16 protein-coding genes are annotated in these 24,296 nt (G+C 42.5%); 9 read left to right on the top strand and 7 right to left on the bottom strand.

Translation table 11 applies throughout. From position 1 onward, the window contains the following. Positions 1 to 58: 58 nt before the first annotated feature. Complete coding sequence (locus DWW23_RS00785) at positions 59 to 4,105, bottom strand: ATP-binding protein (protein WP_122351399.1); 4,047 nt, start codon at positions 4,103 to 4,105, stop codon at positions 59 to 61. Positions 4,106 to 4,256: 151 nt separating this feature from the next. On the opposite strand from DWW23_RS00785, the gene DWW23_RS00790 reads away from it, so the two are divergent. The 5 genes from DWW23_RS00790 (at position 4,257) to DWW23_RS00810 (ending at position 11,730) form a co-directional block, all read left to right on the top strand. After that, entirely contained in the window at positions 4,257 to 6,671 is a 2,415-nt protein-coding gene (locus DWW23_RS00790) for a TonB-dependent receptor (protein WP_122351400.1), read from the top strand. A 136-nt stretch (positions 6,672 to 6,807) separates the two neighbouring features. Continuing rightward, on the top strand, positions 6,808 to 7,371 hold the full coding sequence (locus tag DWW23_RS00795; RefSeq protein WP_122351401.1) for a sugar O-acetyltransferase: 564 nt from the start codon (positions 6,808 to 6,810) through the stop codon (positions 7,369 to 7,371). Positions 7,372 to 7,501: 130 nt separating this feature from the next. After that, a complete protein-coding gene (locus DWW23_RS00800) occupies positions 7,502 to 8,056 on the top strand; it encodes an RNA polymerase sigma-70 factor (protein WP_122351402.1) in 555 nt (184 codons plus the stop codon). A gap of 75 nt (positions 8,057 to 8,131) precedes the next feature. Beyond that, complete coding sequence (locus DWW23_RS00805; RefSeq protein WP_122351403.1) at positions 8,132 to 9,097, top strand: FecR family protein; 966 nt, start codon at positions 8,132 to 8,134, stop codon at positions 9,095 to 9,097. Positions 9,098 to 9,111: 14 nt separating this feature from the next. Beyond that, on the top strand, positions 9,112 to 11,730 hold the full coding sequence (locus tag DWW23_RS00810; RefSeq protein WP_122351404.1) for a carboxypeptidase-like regulatory domain-containing protein: 2,619 nt from the start codon (positions 9,112 to 9,114) through the stop codon (positions 11,728 to 11,730). Here DWW23_RS00810 and DWW23_RS00815 read toward each other — a convergent pair. After that, positions 11,712 to 12,761 (bottom strand): alcohol dehydrogenase, encoded by a 1,050-nt coding sequence (locus DWW23_RS00815; protein WP_122351405.1) that lies wholly within the window; start codon positions 12,759 to 12,761, stop codon positions 11,712 to 11,714. The genes DWW23_RS00810 and DWW23_RS00815 overlap by 19 nt on opposite strands. 113 nt (positions 12,762 to 12,874) lie before the next feature. Here DWW23_RS00815 and DWW23_RS00820 point away from each other — a divergent pair, with 113 nt between their 5' ends. Continuing rightward, the gene (locus tag DWW23_RS00820) at positions 12,875 to 13,657 is read left to right on the top strand and encodes a hypothetical protein (protein ID WP_122351406.1); all 783 of its coding nucleotides are present in this window, start codon (positions 12,875 to 12,877) and stop codon (positions 13,655 to 13,657) included. Here DWW23_RS00820 and DWW23_RS00825 read toward each other — a convergent pair. Further along, on the bottom strand, positions 13,581 to 13,997 hold the full coding sequence (locus DWW23_RS00825; protein ID WP_122351407.1) for a putative quinol monooxygenase: 417 nt from the start codon (positions 13,995 to 13,997) through the stop codon (positions 13,581 to 13,583). The genes DWW23_RS00820 and DWW23_RS00825 overlap by 77 nt on opposite strands. A 47-nt stretch (positions 13,998 to 14,044) precedes the next feature. After that, a complete protein-coding gene (locus DWW23_RS00830) occupies positions 14,045 to 14,533 on the bottom strand; it encodes a cyclophilin-like fold protein (RefSeq protein WP_122351408.1) in 489 nt (162 codons plus the stop codon). A 182-nt stretch (positions 14,534 to 14,715) separates the two neighbouring features. Between DWW23_RS00830 and DWW23_RS00835 the strand changes: the two genes are divergently transcribed. Then, a complete protein-coding gene (locus DWW23_RS00835) occupies positions 14,716 to 15,627 on the top strand; it encodes an AraC family transcriptional regulator (RefSeq protein ID WP_122351409.1) in 912 nt (303 codons plus the stop codon). Between the two features lie 4 nt (positions 15,628 to 15,631). Here the strand turns inward: DWW23_RS00835 and DWW23_RS00840 are convergent, their stop codons facing one another. Continuing rightward, on the bottom strand, positions 15,632 to 16,891 hold the full coding sequence (locus DWW23_RS00840) for an MFS transporter (RefSeq protein WP_122351410.1): 1,260 nt from the start codon (positions 16,889 to 16,891) through the stop codon (positions 15,632 to 15,634). A 244-nt stretch (positions 16,892 to 17,135) separates the two neighbouring features. On the opposite strand from DWW23_RS00840, the gene DWW23_RS00845 reads away from it, so the two are divergent. After that, positions 17,136 to 18,032, top strand: coding sequence for an AraC family transcriptional regulator (locus DWW23_RS00845; RefSeq protein WP_122351411.1), 897 nt, complete (start codon positions 17,136 to 17,138; stop codon positions 18,030 to 18,032). A 111-nt stretch (positions 18,033 to 18,143) separates the two neighbouring features. Beyond that, a complete protein-coding gene (locus DWW23_RS00850) occupies positions 18,144 to 19,160 on the top strand; it encodes an aldo/keto reductase (RefSeq protein WP_122351412.1) in 1,017 nt (338 codons plus the stop codon). A gap of 52 nt (positions 19,161 to 19,212) precedes the next feature. On the opposite strand, the gene DWW23_RS00855 is transcribed toward DWW23_RS00850, so the two are convergent. Together DWW23_RS00855 and DWW23_RS00860 are read right to left on the bottom strand one after the other, a co-directional pair. Then, the gene (locus DWW23_RS00855; protein ID WP_122351413.1) at positions 19,213 to 23,460 is read right to left on the bottom strand and encodes an acyl-CoA dehydratase activase-related protein; all 4,248 of its coding nucleotides are present in this window, start codon (positions 23,458 to 23,460) and stop codon (positions 19,213 to 19,215) included. Between the two features lie 94 nt (positions 23,461 to 23,554). Beyond that, positions 23,555 to 24,172, bottom strand: coding sequence for a TetR/AcrR family transcriptional regulator (locus DWW23_RS00860; RefSeq protein ID WP_122351414.1), 618 nt, complete (start codon positions 24,170 to 24,172; stop codon positions 23,555 to 23,557). Positions 24,173 to 24,296 lie beyond the last annotated feature (124 nt).

A 24,296-nucleotide genomic window follows, 5' to 3' on the forward strand; every position in this document is an offset into this window, starting at 1 on the left:
CTCCTTTCCCCCGGCAAAAATCATCTATACAATATCCCCGTCGGTTCTATCCTCCGGCTTATTTGCTCATTGAACCATCCTGTTGTTTTCTATACTCCGTCGGGGTACAATTATATTTCTTTGAGAATGCCCGATAAAAGGTGGAGCGGTTGGTGAAGCCGGATTGAAAGACTATTTCATCGATGGTCAGTTTTGTTTTTATAAGCAAATCGGCAGCTTTCAGTAACCGACAGTTATTGATCAGTTCAGCTAGAGTGATCTCTTCAATCTCTTCCAGCTTACGGTAAAAGGTACGAAGACCTATGTTCATTTTCTCAGCGATCAATTGCGCAGACAGGTCTTTGTTCCTTAGATTTTTATTAATGATCTTCAATATATCATTGACGAATTTCTTATGCTCTTTATGGGATAACTTTCCGTTCTCTAACGTGTATGAACTTAATGGAGACGAGAAATATTCACGGAGACTTTCTTTTCTCTCCAACAGGCGTTGGACGGAAGATTTCAGGAAATCCACATTAAACGGCTTGGTTATATAAAGTTCTGCTCCGGCATTCAGCCCCGCAGTCTGCCCTTCAATATCCTGTCGAGCCGATAACAGGATAAAAGGGATATGAGCAGTTGTTTCATCCTCTTTTACCTGCCGTGAGAAAGTCAGGCCATCTGTTCCCGGCATAATCACGTCACAAATGATAAGGTCGGGGTGTATATCTTTTAATATTTCAGAGGCCTCAATGGAACCTGCAGCTGTCAATACATTATAATCGTCCCTGAATATATCGAAGATAAGCCAGCGGATTTCTATTTCATCATCCACAACAAGCAGTGTCGGTTTCGATCTGTCAATAGGACTTTCAGGGATTTGCCAGACAGGTGTACGTTCCAGATTATAATCAGGCAACAATACAGCCGTCTCTTCGTTCGATCCGTCAAGAGAAGCTTCGAGGTAAGGCAGTTTGATCCTGAAATGTGTCCATTCATCCGGGATACTCTCTACTTCAATCGTTCCGCCGAGCAAATATACCATATTGTAAGAGATTGCCAGACCTAACCCGTTACGCGACCAGAATGAGGTATTGTCACTTTGTTCAATGTTCTGCAGAATGCGGTATCTGTCAAACAGAGTAGGAATATCTTTTGCAGCTATCCCCTTTCCGGTATTGGAGACGGTGATATACAAATTATTGGAATCGGTTCCGATCCTGACAATTACTTTCTTCTCGTTTTCCGCGTATTTGAATGCATTGGATAAAAGATTGAGAAGGATGGTGACAATAAAATCCTTGTCGGAATTCCATTGAATAAAAAGGGATATCTCTTTTTCAAATCTTACTGCATGCGACTCCGCCATATCGGTGAATGAATCCACCAGTTTATTGGCTAAAGCAGTTATATCGACAGGTATTATCACAGGTTTTTTATAACCCGACTCGATCCGGTTGAATTCGATCAGATCCTGTATCAGCGAATTCAACCTCTCGGCATTCTGCTTAATGATGGAAGTGTATTTCCGGGCGGGTTCACTCAAGTTCTTCTGCTCCATCAAACGGTTGCAAGGGCCGTAGATAAGCGTTAACGGCGTACAGAACTCATGGGATATATTCGTGAAGAACTGGAGCTTGGACTCGTATATTTCCTCTTTATGTTTCTGTTCCATCTTCTGCAGACGATCCGCTTTTTTCTTTCTATTGTAAACAATCCATATCCGGGTGACAAGCCCTGTCACAACCAATAATAGTAAAAAATAAATGCATCGGGCCCAGGATGAAGCATACCACGGAGGTAAAACTTCGATATTTAGTTTATAGATATAACTTTCTTTTCCCAGTACTTTATTATAATACTTTATATACAATGTATAATTCCCCGGATGAAGGTCAGCGAAAGTGATTATATCGGAACTTCCGTTGGAAGTCCATTCCTTTTCACCGCTATCCAACTTATAATAATAGGAATAACCATTACCGTTCAGATAGTCGGTCGCAGAGAAAGAGAGCGTAAAGAAATTCTCGTCATGCGAGAGTTTCAGAATCGTCTTTTTTCCTTTCTGCGACATAAATTCCTCAACAGGATACTGCCTATCCCGTATAGTGATCGTCCTGAAATAGACTGGCGGCATATAGTGCTGCCCTTCATCATAATAATTGCGACGGATAGTAACAAAGCCATTGGTTCCCCCGAAGAAAAGCGTCCCGTCATTTTCATTTTTGAAAGAGGAACCTTCATTAAATTCGAGTATCGAAAGACCGTCATGATGATCGTAAGTGCGGAACAATTCCTGATCTGTATTATACAAGATCAACCCCCGGTTAGTACTTAACCAATAACCGGCAATGGTGTCAGGAAGAATACTATAAATACTGTTGGTCGGGTATTTATTGATCTCATTCAATAATTTATAATCGTCCGGGCCATACTTTACCAACCCGTAATTGGTTCCGACCAGGTAATTCCCGTGATAATCTTTCTGTATAACATTGGTTTCATTGATCGTATTTCCTTCAAAACGGATATTTTCCCAGGTTGATGTTGCGATATTCAGCCGGAAGAAGCCTTCTCCCTTATTCATGCACCATAAAATAGAATCGTTTTCCGGATAGATATATTGAAAACGATTGGTAAACTCGTCATCTTCACGGACTGTGAATTGTTTTACAACCGCTACTACAGGATGGCTGTCCTGCCATTCGAGTGTTGCCTGTATGATCCCCATGCCAAGCGTAGATATCCACAATAGGGAATCGCGTTCATATATATCGGATATGAATGCTACATTTCTATTCCCACATAACACAGGAACAGGAATGATACGTTTTTCTATCCGGTTAAAATAGCTGAGTCCGTGTTCACTTCCGATCCAGAGGTTATCCTGTCGACTGGATGAAAAAGAAAGGATCGTATTATCCCGTAACCCACTATTTGAAGTAGAGATCAATTCCATACGGTGATCTTCCACCTTTTTGTCCGGTTGAAAATCAAAGACACGAAGAATACCGTCTCCCCGGCTACCCAACCATAAAGTATTCTCTTTGTCTACGAACAAAGCATTTACAGGTTGCCGTAATTTTAACGGAAGATCATTCAGGTGAACAGACCGGATGGAATACAGGTCTTCCGAACAGGTAAATACACCGTGTCCAGAAGTTCCTACCCAAATCATATCCTGATAATTATCCTTACGCAGACAGTTGATTCCACCGGTAATCTCCAATGTATCGAAATAATAACCATATTCACCTTTCCTAAGCAAGGATAATCCTTTCGTCTTAAAGCCGATGAAATAGTCGTCATGGAATTTCAGAAGGGATGTGATGTCGTCTTTTCCGGCAAGATAATCCTTTAAAGGATATACGGGAAAAGCTTTACGACTGGATGTATCGAATTCATACAACGTATATGTGTTATCCACGAAATACGAGATGTTATCTTCGTTCGCACAATAGACGATACCGGCGGGATGCTTATAACCGGGCAAAGGGAAAAGGTTCGCATTACCTTGCTCGTCTATCTGAATGGAAAAACAAATGTTGTCGCCGTTCTTCCGGAATATCCACAATCGATCGGAGTCATCGATAAAGAAATCGGCTATATCGTTTGCAGCCAGATCAGGAATGAATTTTTGCTCAAATTGTTCCTGATCCTTAAGCGTATAATAAATGCTATTGTTACCCTGTATCAGGAAGATATTTCCCCGGCTGTCTTTATCGAGAAAAGCTATCCGGTTAAACATATCGAACGACTGGGTGACAGATGTTTTCAAGTCAATCTTATATAATCCGTGATAAGTCTGAAGCCAGACCTTCCCACCGGTCTGCTCTATCTTCTCAATCCGGCTACCGGCAAAATATTTCTCGCCGTCCCTGGGGCTGTACTTTATAATACGTTTTCCATCATAGATATCTACCCCACGGCTCGTACCTATCCACATAAATCCTTTTTCGTCCTGATAGAATGAAAAGATGTTGCTACTGGAAAGGTTTTCCGCGTTATTTATTTTCCGCAGGTTGAAACCCTTCACCGACGGAGCGATCAGTAAAAGGGCCGATAAGAAAAGAAAACAATAAAAAGTTCTCTTCCCAATAGCGATATCGAAGAATGAAATCATAGACAAATATAGTCTTATTTCCTGTCTCCGCTATGTCTGACAGTGACAAATGTATCTCTCTCCATGACACGCCGATCAGATCTCCCATTATCTCTTCTTCGTATAGAAAGCACTTGATTAGTTTTGCGACATCAATCATAAATATATCATCATGAAAGGTACTTTAATTCTTATTCTTTTAGTGTTCAGCTTCCATTCCGTTATGGCTGTTTCTCCCCGGATAAAAGGGATGATCCGGGATAAAAGCACAGGCAATCCGATCGAATTTGCGGATGTCATAGTATTAAAGAAAGGGGAAACAGCAGCTGTTTCCAGTACGCTATCCGGAACAGACGGATCTTTCCGGATAACAGATATTAACGATGGGGAATATTCATTATTGGTCAGGTTGATCGGATATGATGTCTATACCCGTGAAACGATTGCGCTTCGCCCCTCCCAGCCCGTATTGGATCTGGGTATTATCGAATTGCAACCACTGGAAGTCGGATTATCCGAAGTCGTAGTGGAAGGTACGAAAAGACAGATCATCTATAAACTGGATAAAAAGATCATCGATGCCTCCAACAACCTGATGGGAAGCGGCGGTACGGCTGTCGATATTCTTGAAAACACTCCTTCCATACGGGTCGATGTCAATGGTGACGTAACATTCAGAGGGAGTAGCGGCTTTAAAGTATATATCGATGGAAAGCCGAGCTTCTATTCTGGTACACAGGCATTGCAACAGATACCGGCCGGACAGATAGAAAATGTGGAAATCATCACTACCCCATCGGCACGTTATGATACGGATGGTGAAGTCGGCATGATCAACATCGTCACTAAAAAGCATAAACGACAGGGTATTAACGGCATGGCGAATATGTATGGCAGTACAGCTCTTTCCAATGGAGTCGATTTCCTTATCTCCCAACAATTGAATAAATTACAATGGCATTTTGCCGGACATTGGAACCAACCGATCCGGGAAAGCCACTTCAATCAGCAAAAAACAACTATTGTCGATGATGTAACAACAACATCCATCTCTCATGGTCCCAGAAAAGGGAAGAACTACCATTACGGATTGCGCGGAGGCATCGATTATTCTTTCTCTCCGAAAACATCCGTCAACGCAGAGTTGCAAGTCGTCTACGACAAATTCACCCGCGACGGCAACCTGGACTACACGGAAACCCGCAAAGACGCTACCGGCGAATCCGCCCCGCATAACTTCAACAGCCGCGATGAATTCGATCTGCACTCGACTGTCAATATCGGGAAAGCCGGATTTTCCCATAAGTTCAATGACGATGGACATGCACTTTCCGGTAGTTTCATGTTAGGATATGAAGGAAATCCTATGGAGTATTTCCAAAGCGACCTGTTTGATAAAAACGACCAACGTCAACAGGGGCATCGTGCCTGGGAGGATGAAATACGTTGGACGGTACGGGGTAATGTCGACTATAAATATCCTTACAGCAAGACCGGTTATTTGGAGAGCGGCTATCAGTATCATTCTTACCTGGAAGACGGCGATTACAGTATGCAGTTCTGGAACCCGGAGAAAAAGGAGTTCTACTGGCGCGAAGATATTTACAACACATTCTATTTTCAACGTGGTATCCATTCGGTTTATCTGATAGGCAGCGATAGTTATAAGGCATTCGATGCACAGGTCGGCGTCCGGGGCGAACATACGCACCAGGTATTACGCAGCTCCATCGAAGGTGCAAATCGGAAAGTAAACCGTTTCGAAGTTTTTCCTTCCGTACATATCGGATATACACTTCCCCATGAACAGAAACTGACATTTGCCTATTCGTACCGAACCAACCGTCCGGAACTCTTTTACATGGAGCCATATATCACGTATCGCGATTACTATACAGCCGAGATCGGAAATCCAGACATCCGTCCTGAATATATACATTCCTTTGAACTGAATTACAAAAAGAACTTCGGAGAACAGTTATTACAATCCAGCTTGTTTTACAGGTCGAGAAAAGATAAGATCGAACGCTTGCGTGTCCCGTATCAAGCCGGAGTAACCCTCGACTCTATGGCAAATGTCGGAAACGACCATGCTCTGGGTCTCGAATTAAACGGACAACTAACGATTAACAAATGGTGGAACCTGAATGTAAACGGAAACATTTACTACTATAAGATAGTGAACGATATTCAATCGGGTGGAAAGAAAGAGACCAGTACGAATTATGATATTACATTAAATAATATGTTCCGTGTATTTAAGAACACTCGCATCCAGTTGGACGGTAACTTCGTAGGTCCGTCGGTTACGACGCAGGGACGGTCGGATGCTTTCTGGTTTGTCAACCTGGCAATCCGTCAGCAACTGTTCAGTCCCAACCTGCAATCGACACTTTCTTTCCGGGACATATTCAACTCTGCCCGTTACAGAAGCGATATTACAACAGCAGACCTACAATCCATTACACGCATACGACCGGATTATCCGGTTATAACCTTGTCTATCAGTTATACATTCAATAACTTCAAGAGAGGTTCACAAAACTCACGGGATAACCGGGATCTGTTTGAAGGAACCAATCATTAAAAAAGATCTTAAGGGTGTGCCAAATGTCCGTATAAAACCGTAAAAAGGGTAATCTTTCCCCTGATTTGGGTATAGAACAGGATGTATATTTCTTGTAATTTTGCATTATGAAAATATACATCTAAAAATTAAGTTTATGATACTCAAGGATTTTTTACAAGTTATCCGGACACGGGGGCCACTCAATACACCGGAAATCCATCGTTTCATGGATGAGATGAGCAATGAGGCACGGCGTATCACCTTCGAACTGAACGGTTCCTATCATACCTCCGACGAGGTTCGGGCATTACTTTCGCGATTGTTCGGATACGAAGTCGATCCGACACTGCGTGTATTTCCTCCATTCTATACTGATTTTGGAAAGAATATACAAGTTGGTAAAAATGTTTTTATCAATGCCTGCTGTCACTTTCAGGATCACGGCGGTGTTACGATCGGTGATGATTGTCAAATCGGACACAACGTTGTATTCGCTACCCTCAACCACGGTCTTACACCGGAAGACCGTAAGACCACCTATCCTGCTCCCATTGTACTTGGCAAAAATGTCTGGATCGGTTCGAATGCCACTATCTTGCAAGGCGTAACCATTAGCGACAATGCCATCGTTGCAGCAGGAGCAGTCGTAACAAAAGATGTGGCAGCAAACACGGTAGTTGGCGGTGTTCCGGCAAAGTTCATCCGGAACATAGAATAATGTGTGGAATAAGAAATTCAGAATGAATTCATTTTGTATATAAATAGCTATTTACATTAAGATTTCAAAAAGATATTTCCTATCCGATAAATAATTACTTCTTTTGCCCTCCATACAGAGATGTTTATTAATGGGCGATAGTTGTATTGACATAAAAACGATTGAAGCCTTATGGAATAGCAACCATAAGGCCTTTGAAGCTGTTTTTATAACCTATTACAATAAAACGAAGGCGCTCATATACGGATATATTAAATCAGAATCCGATGCAGAAGAACTGACGGAAGATCTATTCGTAAACCTCTGGATCAACCGTCAGTCTATCGATACTTCCAAATCTTTCGACGCCTACTTACACACGATCGCCCGTAATGCCGCCATCAATTACCTGAACCATAAATACGTACACTTAGCTTACACGAATAAATTCCAGTTTCAGGAATGTAGCTCTACTTCGGAAGAAGACCTTATAGCCAGGGAACTCGGCCTATTGATAGACGATCTTGTCGAAAAAATGCCGGAACAACGAAAACAAATTTATATCCTTAGCCGGAATGAAGGATTAAGCAACACGGAAATTGCAGAACGGTTAAACACGACAAAAAGAAACGTGGAAAGCCAGTTAAGTCTTGCTCTGAAAGAGATACGAAAGGCCATATCCACATTTATATTCTCCCTATTCTGATCTTTTTTTCCAAAAATCTCCTTTTTCTTACTGAGTTTTTCCCTCTTCGCCTGTATATATAATAAAACATAGAAAATGGATAATAGCAACCTATCAAAAATCATCAAACGATATTTATCCGGACGCTTTCCAAAGGAAACCGAAGAAAGGGTCCAAAGATGGATTATTGCAGACAAGGATACAAAAGAAAAAGAAGAAGCCTCATTCGAATATTGGAACGAATTGGACACCGAAATCAATGCAAATACTTATTCCGCATTGAAACGGGTGAATCAAAAGATCGGATATTCAGAAAGGCAAACGCCCCATATTCCATTCTACAAGAAAACTTTACGGATTGCCGCAGTACTTATTCCCCTCTTGCTTATCACCGGAGGATACTTGTATTATACTCAGAATAAACTTATCGAGATCACTGTCGCATACGGAGATACCCGGCATCTATTCTTACCCGACAGTTCTGAAATATGGATCAATTCAGGATCGAATATAAAATATCCAAAATCTTTCACGGGCAACCAGAGACTGGTATACCTTGAAGGTGAAGCGTATTTCTCCGTAAAAAAGGATCTGGCAAAACCATTCAGCGTAAAAACCGAACAATTATCCGTGAAAGTTCTTGGAACAAAATTCAATGTCAAAGCCTACTCGGATGATGAAAACATAACAACAACACTTACAAACGGCAAAGTGGAAGTCAGTACCCAATCCCGGGAAAAACAAATTCTCAAGCCGAATGAACAACTGACATATAACATCAAAACCTCTGTAATGAATATTGAAAATATATCACCGGCAGAAACCGATGCCTGGATTACAGGGCAGATATTATTTATCAATTCATCATTTCAGGATATAAAGCAAACATTGGAGAGACGTTTCAACATTACAATTGATGATAAGACGAATATTCCGGTGTCCAGGCTATATACAGTTAAATTCCTGAAAGGCGAAACACTGGATGAAATCCTTCAGGTATTGAAAGATGTTATCGGCTTTACCTATCAACAACAAGGAACCCATATCATATTAAATCAATAATACAAAGACAAACAATGGATCGAATTAAATCAATACAACTCTATAAGATCATCATTTTACTATTTTTCATTACTTTCTCTTTTGGAGCTATCGCCCAAAAGAAAGAGAAAAAAATCTCCATACAAAACAAAAGCATATCGATCAAAGAGGCATTCTCCGAAATAGAACAACAAACGGATTATAGCATTGCTTACGAACAATTAGCTTTGGACCTGAATAAGAAAATATCTCTTTCTTTGAAGAATGTCAATATCGATAAAGCCCTGAAAGAGATATTGAACAACAGGCAATACACCTATAAGATAAACGGCTATCACATTATTATATTCCCAGTCAGTAAAGAACAAGCTCCCGACAAATCAATAGAAAAACCCATGCAGACAATACGAGGAATCGTTACCGACTCCAAAAGTAACACTCCGATCGAATATGCGACAATAAGTATTTTAAGAAATCCGTCTTTAGGAGCTGTCACTGACAGTCTTGGTGAATTTTGTATAAAGGATGTACCTGTCGGACGCTATAATATACAGACCTCCTATATGGGTTATAACACCAATATAGTCAATGAAATACTTGTCACTTCCTCCAAAGAAATACATCTGGATATCTCATTGAACGAAAACATGCAACAGCTGAACGAGATCGTTGTACATCCGGAAGTAAAAAAAGCAGAACCCGTAAACCCGATGGCCATTACCGGAGGACGGATGATCAGTATGGAAGAAGCAAGTCGGTTCGCCAACGGATTTGACGATCCGGCACGTCTGAGTTCCGCCTTTGCCGGTGTGGCCGGAGATGTAGGAACAAATGCAATTGCCATTCGCGGAAACTCTCCACAATATACACAATGGCGACTGGAAGGGATCGAAATCCCCAACCCTACCCACTTTGCGGATCTGGCCGGATTAGGCGGTGGTATCTTATCTGCATTAAGTACCCAGATGATCGGTAATTCTGATTTTTATAACGGAGCCTTTCCTGCCGAATACAGCAACGCTTTATCGGGTGTTTTCGATTTTCATATGCGTAACGGGAACAATCAGAAATACGAATACGCATTTCAATTAGGATTAATGGGTATTGATTTAGCATCGGAAGGACCGATCAGTAAAAAACGGGGAAGTTCGTATCTGTTCAACTACCGGTTCTCTACAACCAGTCTTGCCAGCGGAGGTGAAAGCAGTCTGAAATATCAGGATCTTTCGTTTAAATTCCATCTTCCTACTAAAAAGGCCGGAACATTCTCTATTTGGGGATTAGGATTAATCGATAAAAATAAAGCCGATGCAGAAGAACGTTCCAAATGGGAAACACAAGTGGACAGGCAATCGGCGAAAAACAATATGACCAAATTAGTCGGGGGAATAACTCATAAGTATTTCATCGATGAAAATACTTACCTACGTTCTTCCCTGTCTGCCACTTACTCAGAAGATCATATATCGGCGGACCAACAAACGCTGGAAGACAAATCAGTACCTGTCGGAGATATCCGGAACAGGAAATGGGATATCGTATTCAATTCCTTTATAAACAAAAAATTCAGTCCGTCTCATACCAACAGGTCCGGGATTACCATTACAGGACTAAACTACGATCTCGATTATAAAGTCAGTCCAAATTTCGGTTTAAATAAACCGATGGAACAAATATCGAAAGGGAATGGAGAAAGCATGGTACTGTCGGCTTTCAGCAGTTCGGTTCTTGCCATTAGCCGGAATATGACAGCCAGTTTAGGTATTACCACTCAATATTTTGCCCTTAATGACAACTGGTCTCTTGAACCCCGGGTTGCCCTGAAATGGATGCCAGTAAACAGACACTCATTCTCTGTCGCTTACGGTCTGCATAGCCGCAGAGAAAAGTTGGATTACTATTTTATCGAACAAGATATCGACGGTAAAAAAGCAACCAATAAATATCTCGATTTCTCCAGAGCACATCATATAGGATTCAGTTATGATTGGAATATCAGTTCTAATCTTCATCTGAAGATAGAGCCTTATTACCAGTATTTATACAACATACCGGTTGAAGGAAATTCATCTTTCTCCTTGATCAACCATGAAGATTTTTATTTAAACAGAATATTAACCAACAAAGGTGCAGGTAAAAACTATGGTATCGATATAACCCTGGAACAATATATGACAAACGGTTTTTATTATATGCTGACAGGTTCCGTCTTCAAATCTAAATATAAAGGTGGAGACAACATCTGGCGAAACACAAGAATGGACAGAGGCTTTTTACTAAATGCCCTTGCCGGAAAAGAATGGATGGTCGGAAAGAGGAAACAAAATATGTTTAGTGTCAATGCCCGTCTGTTTTTTCATGGTGGTGACCGTTATACCCCTATCGATGAAGATAAAACAAATGAAGAACATGATATTATCTTTGACGAATCCAACGCATTCAGCAAAAAGTTCAGCCCGGTCCTGAACGGTGATATCTCTGTAAATTATCGAATAAACAAACGAAAACTATCCCACGAATTCTCATTGAAAATGCTCAATGTCGGAATGCGTACCGGAATGCATTTCTATGAATATGACGAGAAAACAAACAAGATAAAAAAAGAAAATGGCACAGGGATAATTCCGAATGTAAGTTACAAATTGTATTTCTGATTCAGAATAGCCACCTTCACAACCCCATCCAGACGATTTTCAAAGACACGATAAGCCTCTTCAATCTCATTCAACGGAAATTTGTGAGTAATAAGCGGAGTGGTGTCTATCTTACCTTGTTCGATCAATTCGAGAATCTCGGCACAGTCGCAACCGTCCACGCCTCCTGTTTTAAAGGTCAGGTTCTTTCCATACATATCTGGTAAAGGAAGAAGTTGGGGTTTATCATAGAGGGCAACAACGGTGACAATCGCATTGGGTCGGGCACAATCCCACGCCAAACGGAAAGTATCTTCGCTACCCGCTACCTCCAGGACTACATCTGCACCGCCGTGATCGCTGTTACGAAGTACGAAATCCTTGCAGTTTTCGGGTTCCGTCACCAGCATATCCGGGTAATGTTCACGGACAAACCGGATTCTTTCAGGGGACTTTTCACAGACAATGATACGTCGTGGCTTCTTCAGCATCACACAAAGCAATGTACAGATACCGGTAGGACCGGCACCAATGATAAGCACTGTATCATCATTGGAAATCTCCGAAATGCGGGCTGCCCAAAAACCTGTAGCCAACACATCACCAACAAATAGAGCTTGCTCGTCGCTAACCGTCTCCGGAATACGGTTTAATCCACTGTCGGCATAAGGAACCCTGACATATTCTGCCTGACCGCCGTCTATACGACATCCTAAAGCCCAACCGCCATTGGGATCCGTGCAGTTGTTGACATACCCATGTTTGCAAAAGAAGCATTCCCCACAGAATGTCTCTACATTTACGGTTACCCTGTCCCCCGGTTTGACGGAAATAACATCAGGACCTACCTGCTCCACAATACCTACCATCTCATGCCCTACCGTTATTCCGGGTACGGCACGTGGTACACTACCATGTTTAATATGCAGATCACTCGTACAAATACTACCCAGCGTCACACGCACGATAGCATCACGTGAATCTTTTATTTCCGGTTCCGCCTTCTCGCGCAGTTCGAATTTACCATGTTCAATATATGTATATGCAAGCATAATCTCTTTCTGTTGATTAATAGATTTTACAAAGATAGCGATTACACGATAATCATATCCTACTCTTAAAAAAACTTCCTACTTTTGTATTCGAAAAACATTCCATAATATTCATGCAACATAACTCTCTATCATATCCCACCCTGCTCCAACGTCTCACCATCGACAGCAAAGATGATGGGAATAAATTTACGATCTGCAACCGGGTAGATGAAATAAAAAGACTGCTGGAATCAAGTAATTACCGGTTAATTCACGAAGGATCTCTTTCACTTATCTATGCCCGGCAAACAGATCCGGCCGAATGGAACACACTTATATCTTCTCATATCGATTGTGTCTATCAGAATTGCTTTATGGAAGAGGCCGGTGATTGTTGGAAAGGGACTTTCGACAACAGTGCGACCAATGCCGTAATCATCGACCTGATGCTGCGTGATGAACTGAATAACAATGTAGTTATAGCATTTACCGGGGATGAAGAAATCCATTCGGGTGGCGCCGTCGAAGTGATGAATGTGTTGCACAAAGACAAAGTTCACCTCGCCCTCGGCATCATACTGGACGTAACCGAAGAGGGATGGGAAGACGAAGCGGCCTTTTCCATAGAGAATGACCGCGGATTCGATATACTGACAGGTTATCATATCATTCAACTACTCCAGTCTTCAGAACAACCTTGCACGCTGGTTCATCAAGCCGAACCAGATGAAACCTGGGATTACGGCAAAGGTATTGAAGGTACTTTCCCTCCTCTCCCTTGTCTTAGTCTTTGCCTACCGGCTTCAGGGGAACTTCATGGAGAAAAAGGAGTCCTGATCAGAAAGGCCTCGGTCGAACCGTATTCACGGCTGTTGAAGGAGATTTCATCTTTAACCCGGGAATCAACGGAATAGTATCGATCAGTTCCAGATGTTTTACCATATCGAGCGTTCCCTGTTTGTATTTCTGGAAATGAGGAGTTTCGATATGGCTTTTATAGGCTGTTTCATCCGCATAGATTTCAAGTATAGTCACCTCATTCGGATGATCCTTTTCAGCCATTGCATAAAGTAGCAGTACACCCGGTTCCAACCGCATGGAGGCTTCTATCTCTTCCTTCAGATAATCATTATATTCAGCCAACCGTTCCGGATCGACTGTAATTTTCGACAGACGTACCATATTTTCAGCTTCTTGTGCGATCACCGGAATAATCACGGTGGTCAGCAATAAAACGATTAGTAACTTCTTCATTTGCTTTATTTATTTTGTTTCTTATATTAAACCTAACTTCGCTGGTTTTATTGTCTTTCAAATTTCACCGCTATATCACCCGCCACATTCAAAACCCCGATACCATCACCGTCGATACGACCGATCTTAATCAGATCGTTGCTTTGCGACCAGTTTTTACAGAAAATAGCGACATTACCCCACGGTACATAAATCGTAATATCACCGGGTGCGGGTGAGCAGCCCCGTGTCACACCAGCCGTCGTCAGCGCAGGCGACGAATAAAAAATCTTTTCAGTAATATTGTTATAATCATTCAGAGTCACCTCCAAAGGCAAACGCGAGAGGAAATCCCGTGCAGCAGCATTGTCTTCCATCGTAGCCGTAATCGTCCGGCTGCCGACTGTTATATTTAGTTTCATAGATGTTGTAGGAGTTTCGGGTTGTTCAGATGTTTCAGGTGTTTCAGGCATCACCGGATCATCGTCCGATCCTCCGCAGGCAGCCATCGACATAACGGTCAACAACATCAATGGAATTAATAAAAACTTTTTCATATCACTACTATTTATCAGATTATCTTTGTTTTAATTATTCTGATACAAAAATAGAGTCTCAGAAACACCGGGACTTTATACATTTTACTGATAATTGTACCCTAATCATGGATTCTGAAACAACGATAGAAATCGTATGAAGAAAAGAACTACATTTGTAATGTATAAAAATAGAAAGCGATATGGAAGAGATCAATAAAGATGAAATTATCGAACTAGACAGCGTAGATCGTTACAACAAAATCTTCGGACTTGAAACCCAGCATCCTTTGGTGAGTGTCGTCGATTTGACCCAGTCCACACAATGGCCTGAAAGAGCCTGGTTCCGATATGGGGTGTATGCACTATTCCTGAAAGATGTCAAATGCGGTAACATCAAATATGGTCGTCAATATTATGACTATCAGGATGGGACTATCGTCTGCTTCGCTCCGGGACAGGTAACCGACCTGGAAATGCTACCGAACATACAGCCTCATGCACACGGTATTCTCTTTCATCCCGACCTGATACATGGTACCGCCCTCGGTCAGGAAATCAGGAACTACTCTTTCTTCTCTTACGAGACCAACGAGGCACTCCATCTTTCCGAAGAAGAGCGGCAAACTGTCATGGACTGCTTACAGAATATTTCAAACGAACTGAAACATGCCATCGATAAACATAGTCGCCGGCTGATCTGTGCCAATATCGGATTATTACTCGACTACTGTATGCGTTACTATGAACGTCAGTTTCAAACACGGGGTGAGGTAAACAATGACATCATCGTCCGCTTCGAACAGTTACTGAATGATTACTTCGAGGGAGACGCACCACAAAAAGAGGGATTGCCATCCGTGAAATATTTCGCCGACAAGGTCTTCCTTTCCCCCAACTATTTTGGCGATATGATACGTAAACAAACAGGACGTACCGCCTCTGAGTATATACAAGACCGAGTAATAGGAGTGGCAAAGGAAAAATTACTCTCATCCGACAAAACGATGAGCGAAATAGCTTACGACCTCGGCTTTCAGTATCCTCAACATCTCAGCCGCATGTTCAAACGGGTAGTTGGAATAACTCCCAATGAATATCGGATGCAGAACTGAGCACTCAAATATCTTTACCATATGTTTCCCGTATCCGGAATGCACTATATACCGCAAACAATGAGATAACCAGCAATACACCGAACGAAAGCAAATAAGAATCGCGGCCATATATCTGCAAGCCGTCGATATGTTCCGGCTCAAACCTGTCCATCAGGAAACCGACAACATTACCTAAAGCTGCAATCACCATATATGCAATAAAAGTGTATAAACTCAGTGCCACACCCCAGATATCCGAATAATTCGTTTCTTTGATAAGCGCAACTATTATCGGAGATATATTAGCAGCAAATGCCATCAGCACGAAACTTCCACCGGTAAGCCATGGACTATGTATTCCAAAAGCGATAGCCAAAACAAGCAATAGAAAAGACAACGCCGTACCGATTCCGGAAAAAAGCATGAATATCCGTCGACGATCGCCCAGCAAACGACTCAACCCCGGAGCCAACAGACTATTGGCCGCACCTATTATCATAAGAACTGTCAGTACCCACCCTGCCCCTTCTGCACTCATCCCCGAATAGTCTTCCAGAAACTTCTTCCCGATCATACTTTGCACCACAAAATAGAGCCCGAACGTAAATGAACCACAGACAATCACATATATATTATGTTGCTTTTTCAACACATCCAGAAAACGACGAAAGTCGAAGCGGGCACTCTGGGCAACAACAGGCATCGGAAGAGAAACCTTCGTCAAAAGAAATCCGGCATAAGCCACACCCGAAACGATCCCGGCCAGGATCAACGTCGATTGCCATCCCCACGCTTGTACACCTGCAATAAAAGGAGCATTTCCTGCCACACCACCCAAATAACCAAGTACCATCACAAAACCAAGCATCAAAGCAAAATTACCGGGAAAGATACGGTTCGTCTCTTTGGTTATACTCAGATAGACACTGGCAGACCCCATTCCTACCATAATACGTGCAGCATAGAGCATCCACAACGAAGGAGCTAATGCCGAAAGGATACTGCCTACGACCAAAAGCAATCCGCCCCACGCCATCACACGCACCCCGCTGAAGCGATCGACAAACAAACCGACAAACAGCTGGCTGAAAGCATACGTATACATAAATATAGCACCTAACCCCGTTACACTACTTGCTGCAGTAGAAAAATGCTGTTGGATCTCATTAAAGGTCGCCCCCGGTATAACCACTTTTTGCAGGTTTGCAAAGAAGTAGAGCAATACGGCAAAGCCCCACAACAACCACAATCTGAATTTTGAATCTGTCAATGTCTTATTCATTAGTATATCAAGTTATAATTTATACTTAAAAAGAACTTTTTTCATGCTACAAACATACGCCCATTATTCCTCCACGACCATACACAGATTACAGGTTCATCTACCAATATCACTTTTTTAATTACTGACACACAGACAGTAAACACAAATCACTGTTTCTTATACCAATATTACATATTTAAGACTCCGGCAGTATCTACGTACCGGAAAACTGTTATTTTTGTGACAGATAAAAACGAAGACAATGGATAAGATTTTAGAACTGGAAACGATTCATGACTATCACTCCTTCATCGGATACGAAACGTTGCACCCGCTGATCAGCGTTATCGATTTCTCGAAAGTGAAGCCACTGAGACATGCCCGCAAACGATACGGCTTTTATGCCGTTGTATTGAAAGATGTCAAATGCGGGGATGTGCGCTACGGTAAGAATTACTATGATTATCAGGAGGGAACCCTGGTCTTTATCTCGCCGGGCCAGATTGTCGGGAACGAGGATACGGGGGAAACTTACCAGATGAAAGGCTGGGCATTGTTATTTCACCCGGACTTATTATGGAAAACACCTCTCGGACAGAAAATGCGTGAATATACATTTTTCTCTTATGAAGCAAATGAGTCGCTTCATATATCAGAACGTGAACGACAAACATTTCTGAACTGCCTAAACGAAATACAAGAGGAACTGGAACGCTCCATCGATAAACACAGTAAATCCATCATCACAGCCAGTATCGAAGTTTTACTCAATTACTCGATGCGTTTTTATGATCGCCAGTTTGTCACCCGTGAAAAGGTAAACCATGATATACTGACCCGTTTTGAAATGTTACTGAATGACTATTTTGAATCGGATAAGCCGGAAACAATCGGGTTGCCATCCGTACAATATTGTGCCGATAACTTACATCTCTCCGCCAACTATTTCGGAGATCTGATCAAAAAAGAAACCGGAAAGTCTGCACAGGAACACATACAATCGACCGTGATTAACCTGGCGAAAGCTAAGCTACACGATCCGGAGAAAACGATTAATGAAATAGCATATGAAATGGGATTCAAATATCCGCATCACTTCAGCCGGTTATTTAAGAAAATGACAGGAATGGCACCCACCGATTACCGGCAAATGAGTTAAACTGTAATATTGGTTTACTAATCCGTAATCTGTGTATTTACATGCTCTAAGTTTAGCTTTACCTTTGTTATATATAAATGAGAGTTCATAAATAACAAAGGAAACAGAATCATGAAGTACAGAGAATTAGGAAGCAGCGGACTGAAAGTATCCGCCATCGGTTTAGGTTGCATGGGAATGAGCCATGCTTATGGAACAGTCCCCAACAGAAAAGAAATGACAGAGCTATTGGCTCAGGCAATCGATCTAGGATATACCTTTTTCGATACCGCCGAGTCATACGGGACACCGGATAATCCGCACGATAATGAAGAATTATTAGGAGACGCATTAAAATCTTTTCGGAATAAAATTGTAATTGCCACTAAATTCGGTATCCGTTTCGACACGGAAAGCGGCAAAGTCCCCTACCCGCTTATTACAGACTCGCGCCCTGAAACAATCCGAAAATCAGTAGAAGGTTCCCTCCGCCGCTTGCAAACAGATCGTATCGACCTCTATTACCAGCACCGTGTCGATCCCGGTATCGCTCCGGAAGAAGTGGCAGGTACCATGCAGGACTTGATCAATGAAGGCAAAATCATCCATTGGGGTATTTCCGAAGCGACAGAGAATGTCATCAGGCGTGCGCATAGTGTTTGTCCGCTAACAGCTGTGGAAAACCGTTATTCGATGATGGCACGCCATTATGAAGTCTTGTTTCCGGTTTTGGAAGAACTTGGCATCGGATTCGTTCCTTTCTCACCACTTGCCAACGGACTGCTTTCCGACAGATACAATCAGGATTCCAGGTTTGAACCGGGTACGGATTATCGCAGTTCCATGCCACAATTCAGACCTGAAAGTTTTGCAGCCAATCGACAACTGTTAGACATGATAAGAATTCTTGCTGAAACAAAAAACGCTACACCGGCCCAGATATCACTTGCCTGGATGCTTTGCAAGAAACCCTGGATCGCTCCTATACCCGGAACACGCCAACTGAGCCGTTTACAAGAGAATGCCGGTGCATCCGATATTATACTAACAGCGGAAGAAGTGAAACAAATAGACGATACGCTCGGCAGAATGAATATGTCTGAAGTTTTTGGAGGGACAAAAATAAAAGCGAATGAAAATAGAACATGAAAAACAAGTTCCATATCTGAAATTTTATAATTCTGCATTACCTATATCGCCCTTAATCATTAATCAGGAAATGTAACCTGTTCTGTAAATTCACCTCTGCCATGCCGCCATCGACATCCAGATACAACAGGTTCATTTCCGGATAGAACTTCCTCAACCGTTTCTCGATACCTTTCGCTACAATATGATTGGCAATGCAACCGAACGGCTGAATACAAACAACCCTCTTTATCCCCTGACGGGCATAGCTGGCAACCTCTCCGGCTATCAACCAACCTTCGCCGAACTGATTGGACAAATCCAATATCTCCGAAGCATATTTTGCCTTTACATATATTGATTTGGACGGCACATGAAAACGATAACTCTTCACGATCCCTTCCACCTTCCTGATCTTGTCATTCATATATTTCCAGAATATAGGGCTCAGGAAATGCTTAAAGAGATTATCCTTCTGCAAACCATTCTTTACGTTGGCCTGGGAATTTACGAAATACTGCATCACGAAATCAATGATCGGAGGCGTGACCACTTCCATATTCCGGGAACGAAGCCATTCGGTAATATGAGCCTGTCCGTAATTATTGTATTTCACATAGATCTCCCCTACCAGGCCGATCTTCGTAAACTCACGGTCGTAGATGTCAACTCCGTTAAAGTCGGCCACAGCCTGTTCCAACAAGGAAAGCAACGCTTTATGATCGTTTCTGCGGATCACTTCCCCCCCCCTATCGATATAAAAATCAAACAGATGCTGCGTCTCCCCTTTCTTCTTTTCCCGGATGATCGTACTGCTATACATCTGCTGTAATGCATCCGCATAGAGAAGCATATAAACAACAATATCCATCAATTTAAGAACCGGCAGTTTAAACGCCTTCTGATCGTTCTGAAAAACCTCTCCGGCAGCAAACACCAACACCGGAATATTGGAAAATCCCGCGTTCATCAAACCGGATTTGATCTGTGCCAGATAGTTCGTAGCCCGGCACTGACCGCCTGTTTGCGTAATGGCAACCACAACATCATCCAGGTCATATTTACCCGATTGCAACGCCGTGATAATATCTCCCAAAATCAATGTGGAAGGATAACAGACTTCATTATGCCCGTAGACAAGTCCGGCCTCCGCTGAAACCGTATTGGTCTTTGGCAGATTGACGATCTTATAACCTGCCAGTTCTCCGAGAGCCGGAATGAAAGGCGAGATAAAATCGGCAAACCAGGGAGCGAGTATTGTCTTTTGCCTGTCCTCTTTCTTATAGGCAACATCATAGCCCTGGAATGTCTTCGTTCCTGTTACCGGATCAGGTATTATCACCTTCAAAGACTCGATCAGGGAACGCATACGCAACCGGACAGAACCCGGACTGGCTATTTCGTCGATACGTAAGATCGTATGGTTCTTGCCAGCTTGCTTCAATATTTCCCCGGTTTCATCCATAAAGAAAGAGTCGGGACCACAGCCGAAAGAGTTCAGTTGCACCAATTGCACGTTCTGGGGAAGTTTGGCGACTTCCATGGCTGCTTGTACGACCCGGTTAGGATAAGACCATTGCGAGACGATATTCAGTTTACCGAACCCTTTACTTTCCTTATGACGGAAAATATCGTCGGTGAACACATATACTCCCATATCCGAAAGGATTTGCCCTACCTTCTGATGGATCAGTGGATCTGTATGATAAGGCCTGCCCACTACCACGAATACCAGCTTATTCTCTCTGACCGCCTGGTCGAACAAAGCTTTTTGTTTATCCCGCAAAGCATCTTTCGTTTCATTGCGCTCTTTCAGCGCTTTCACAAAGGCTTTTCTGAAAACAACCTCCGATACGCCCAAAGAAGAGAGATAAGTAAAACAGGCTTTCTCCAGTGCTTTGTCATTACTAAAGGTAACGACAGGTTTGTCGAACGGAATACCGAACTTTTCCTCCGGTTCCATAGAGCTCCGGATCACATCCGGATAACCGCTCACGACCGGGCAATTGTATGAATTGACCGATGAGTCGAACTCTTTTTCTTCCTTCACAATCATCGGATAGAAAATACGGTCGACCTTTTGCTCTGCCAATGCCAGGATATGCCCGTGCACCAACTTGGCCGGAAAACAGATGTTGTCAGACATCACACTTCCGACTCCTTTCTGGTAAAGAGCTGTTGTAGACTCGGGAGACAACACCACTTCCAAATCACATTCGGTAAGCAAGGTATGCCAGAAAGGATAATTCTCAAACATATTCAGTACCCGCGGAATACCGATCCGCAAACCGGATACAGATGTCTGCTTTTCACCACTACGGGCAAAAAGGATCTCATTCTTTCTGTCAAATGCGTTATAGCCTTTCTCTGCAGCCGTGGCTTTGCTAAAGAATACTTTCTCGCATTTATTTCCTGCATAACAAATATTCCCGTTATCAAACCGGAAACGAAGGATCGAACATTTGTTCGTACATCCTTTACACTGTAATTCTTTTGTATCCACCGTATTTACATCCGGCAATACTTCCTCTCCAGTAAACAACGTCGGCTTCTTATCAGCCTGCCACATCTTCCGGGCATATAAAGCAGCTCCTAACGCTCCCATCAGTTCGGGATAGTCGGTGGTACTGACCGATTTGCCGGACAGGAGTTCGAGCGCACGGTAAACGGCATCGTTGCGGAATGTTCCGCCCTGCACCACGATATGTTCTCCCAAAAGGTTAAGGTTCGTAATCTTCAGCACCTTGAACAGACAGTTCTTGATGACCGAATAAGCCAAACCGGCTGCAATATCGCCTAACGCGGCATTTTCACGCAATGACTGTTTCACCTTCGAATTCATAAAAACAGTACAGCGTGATCCCAGGTCACTGGGATATTCTGCCAGGCAGGCTGCTTTCGTGAACTCTGAAAGCCCCATATTCATGGTTGCCGCAAAGTTCTGAAGGAAAGAGCCGCAACCGGATGAACAGGCTTCATTCAGTTCGATATTCGATATGACCCCGTTGCGGGTGAATATGGATTTCATATCCTGTCCGCCGATATCCAGTACGAAGGAGACTTCCGGGTCTACATATTGTGCACCGGATAAATGCGCCATCGTTTCCACGATCCCGTGATCGAGATTTAATGCCGACTTGATCAAGTCTTCCCCGTAGCCTGTCGCCGCAGATGAGATAAAGCGGAATGTAACTCCTTTGTTTTTGGCTTCCTGATAAAATCCGTTCAGTCCCTCGATCACCTTCCTCAGGGAATTTCCCTGGTTGGTGCCATAGAACGTATAAACGATATCACCGTCCGTATCCATGATCAGTATCTTGGTTGTCGTGGAACCGGAGTCGATACCCAGAAAGCATTCGATATTTTTCTTCGAACCGAGTTCTGCCCGTTTTAAAGGTTTTATCTTCCGGTTCTCTTTCCAGGACTGATATTCCTCTTCATTAGCGAATAAAGCAGGTAATACATCTTTCCGTTTATGATCCTTTATTCCCAGCTTTTGTATCAGTAAGGATAGGTCTTCGATCGTCTCTCCCTCCCGGTTATAAAGGGCAGTTCCCCATGCCGGAAAATACTCACTGTTTGCCGGGACGATCAGATCTGCTTCATCCAGGTTCAGTAGTTCGACAAAAGAGTCTCTTAATGCAGGGATAAACGTCAGCGGACCGCCTATACAAAGTATCTTCGGTTGTATATCGCATCCCCGGGCAAGCGTAGTCACACTTTGCACAGCGACAGTCCGCAAGATCGACATGGATATATCGGGAACCGGCACATTGCGGGAGATAAGGTTTTGTACATCCGTTTTCGCAAATACACCGCAACGGGAAGCTACCGGGTATAACTTTTCATACTTCAGCGCCTGACGCCCCAGTTCTTCGACAGGAATATTCATCAGGTCGGCCATCTGGTCGATAAAAGCTCCCGTTCCACCGGCACAGCTTCCGTTCATACGGATATCCGGCTGTTTTCCATCTTTAAAGAATACCATTTTGGCATCTTCACCACCCAGATCTATCAGCGTATGTGTATCCGGATATTCTTTATCTACTACTTCTATAGATGCAACAACTTCCTGAACAAAAGGAATGCCTGTCCGTTCGGATATCCCCATGCCAGCCGATCCCGTAATGGCTATCGTAAACCGGCAATCAGAGAACCGGGAAGTGATAGTATTCAGTTCTTCAACAAATAAGGTATTAAAATCAGCCTTATGACGTCTGTAAACTTTGTAAATGATTTCATTCCGGTCATTCAAAACAACAACTTTCAATGTAGTGGAACCGACATCGATCCCGATACTACAAACAGTATTTGGTTTCATATTAAAACGATTATAATAAATCTATACGATAATCTAAATTGAGGGTTATAATATTAGTGGTTACCCTGGTATTATATATGTAGCAGATAAAAACTTATGGTCTCAACCCGCTAAAGATCAAATCAATCACACGTTTCTTGTGTGCTGTCAGAATTTCGTTATATTCAGTTTCCGACCGGTTCGCAATTCGGATGGCTAATCCTCTGAACATAAACGGAAACACACATAACGACAAGATATTTAAGCCCAGATCGATTGCCGGAATATCCTTTATTGTTCCCTTTTTTACTTCCTCAGTTATCCTTTCGGACAATCTTGTAAATATTGCCAGAGGATCACGTTCCACCAACTTCTTGATCAAGGTATCGGGACTCTGATTGACTTCATTCAGGATAAAAATAGGAATCTGAGGATATTCGGACAATATCTCATAATAGGTGCTTATCCATGCTTCTACCATATCGTAGAATGGCATATCCGATGTCAAAGTTGCGGAAACACGTTTAAAGAGAATTTCAAATGCTTCATCGAATATTATCTCGAAAAGATTGTACTTCGACTCAAAATAATATTTTATGTGGGCGACATTAGTACCTGAAGCTGCCGCTATATCACGGATACTGGTTCCGGCATAGCCATTTTTAATAAATAAGTCACGGGCTACATTCAGTATCCGGTCACTTACATCTGATGTTGATTTCTTTTTCACCATATCAATTTAAACGATTGTTTAAGCAAACTTAAACGATCGTTTAAACATGACAAAACATTTACTGTTAATAATTATCAACGAGAAAACAACAGGTATCTGACTGAGACTCTAAATATTAGCTATC

Source organism: Parabacteroides sp. AF14-59 (assembly GCF_003479515.1).
GTDB lineage: Bacteria > Bacteroidota > Bacteroidia > Bacteroidales > Tannerellaceae > Parabacteroides > Parabacteroides faecis.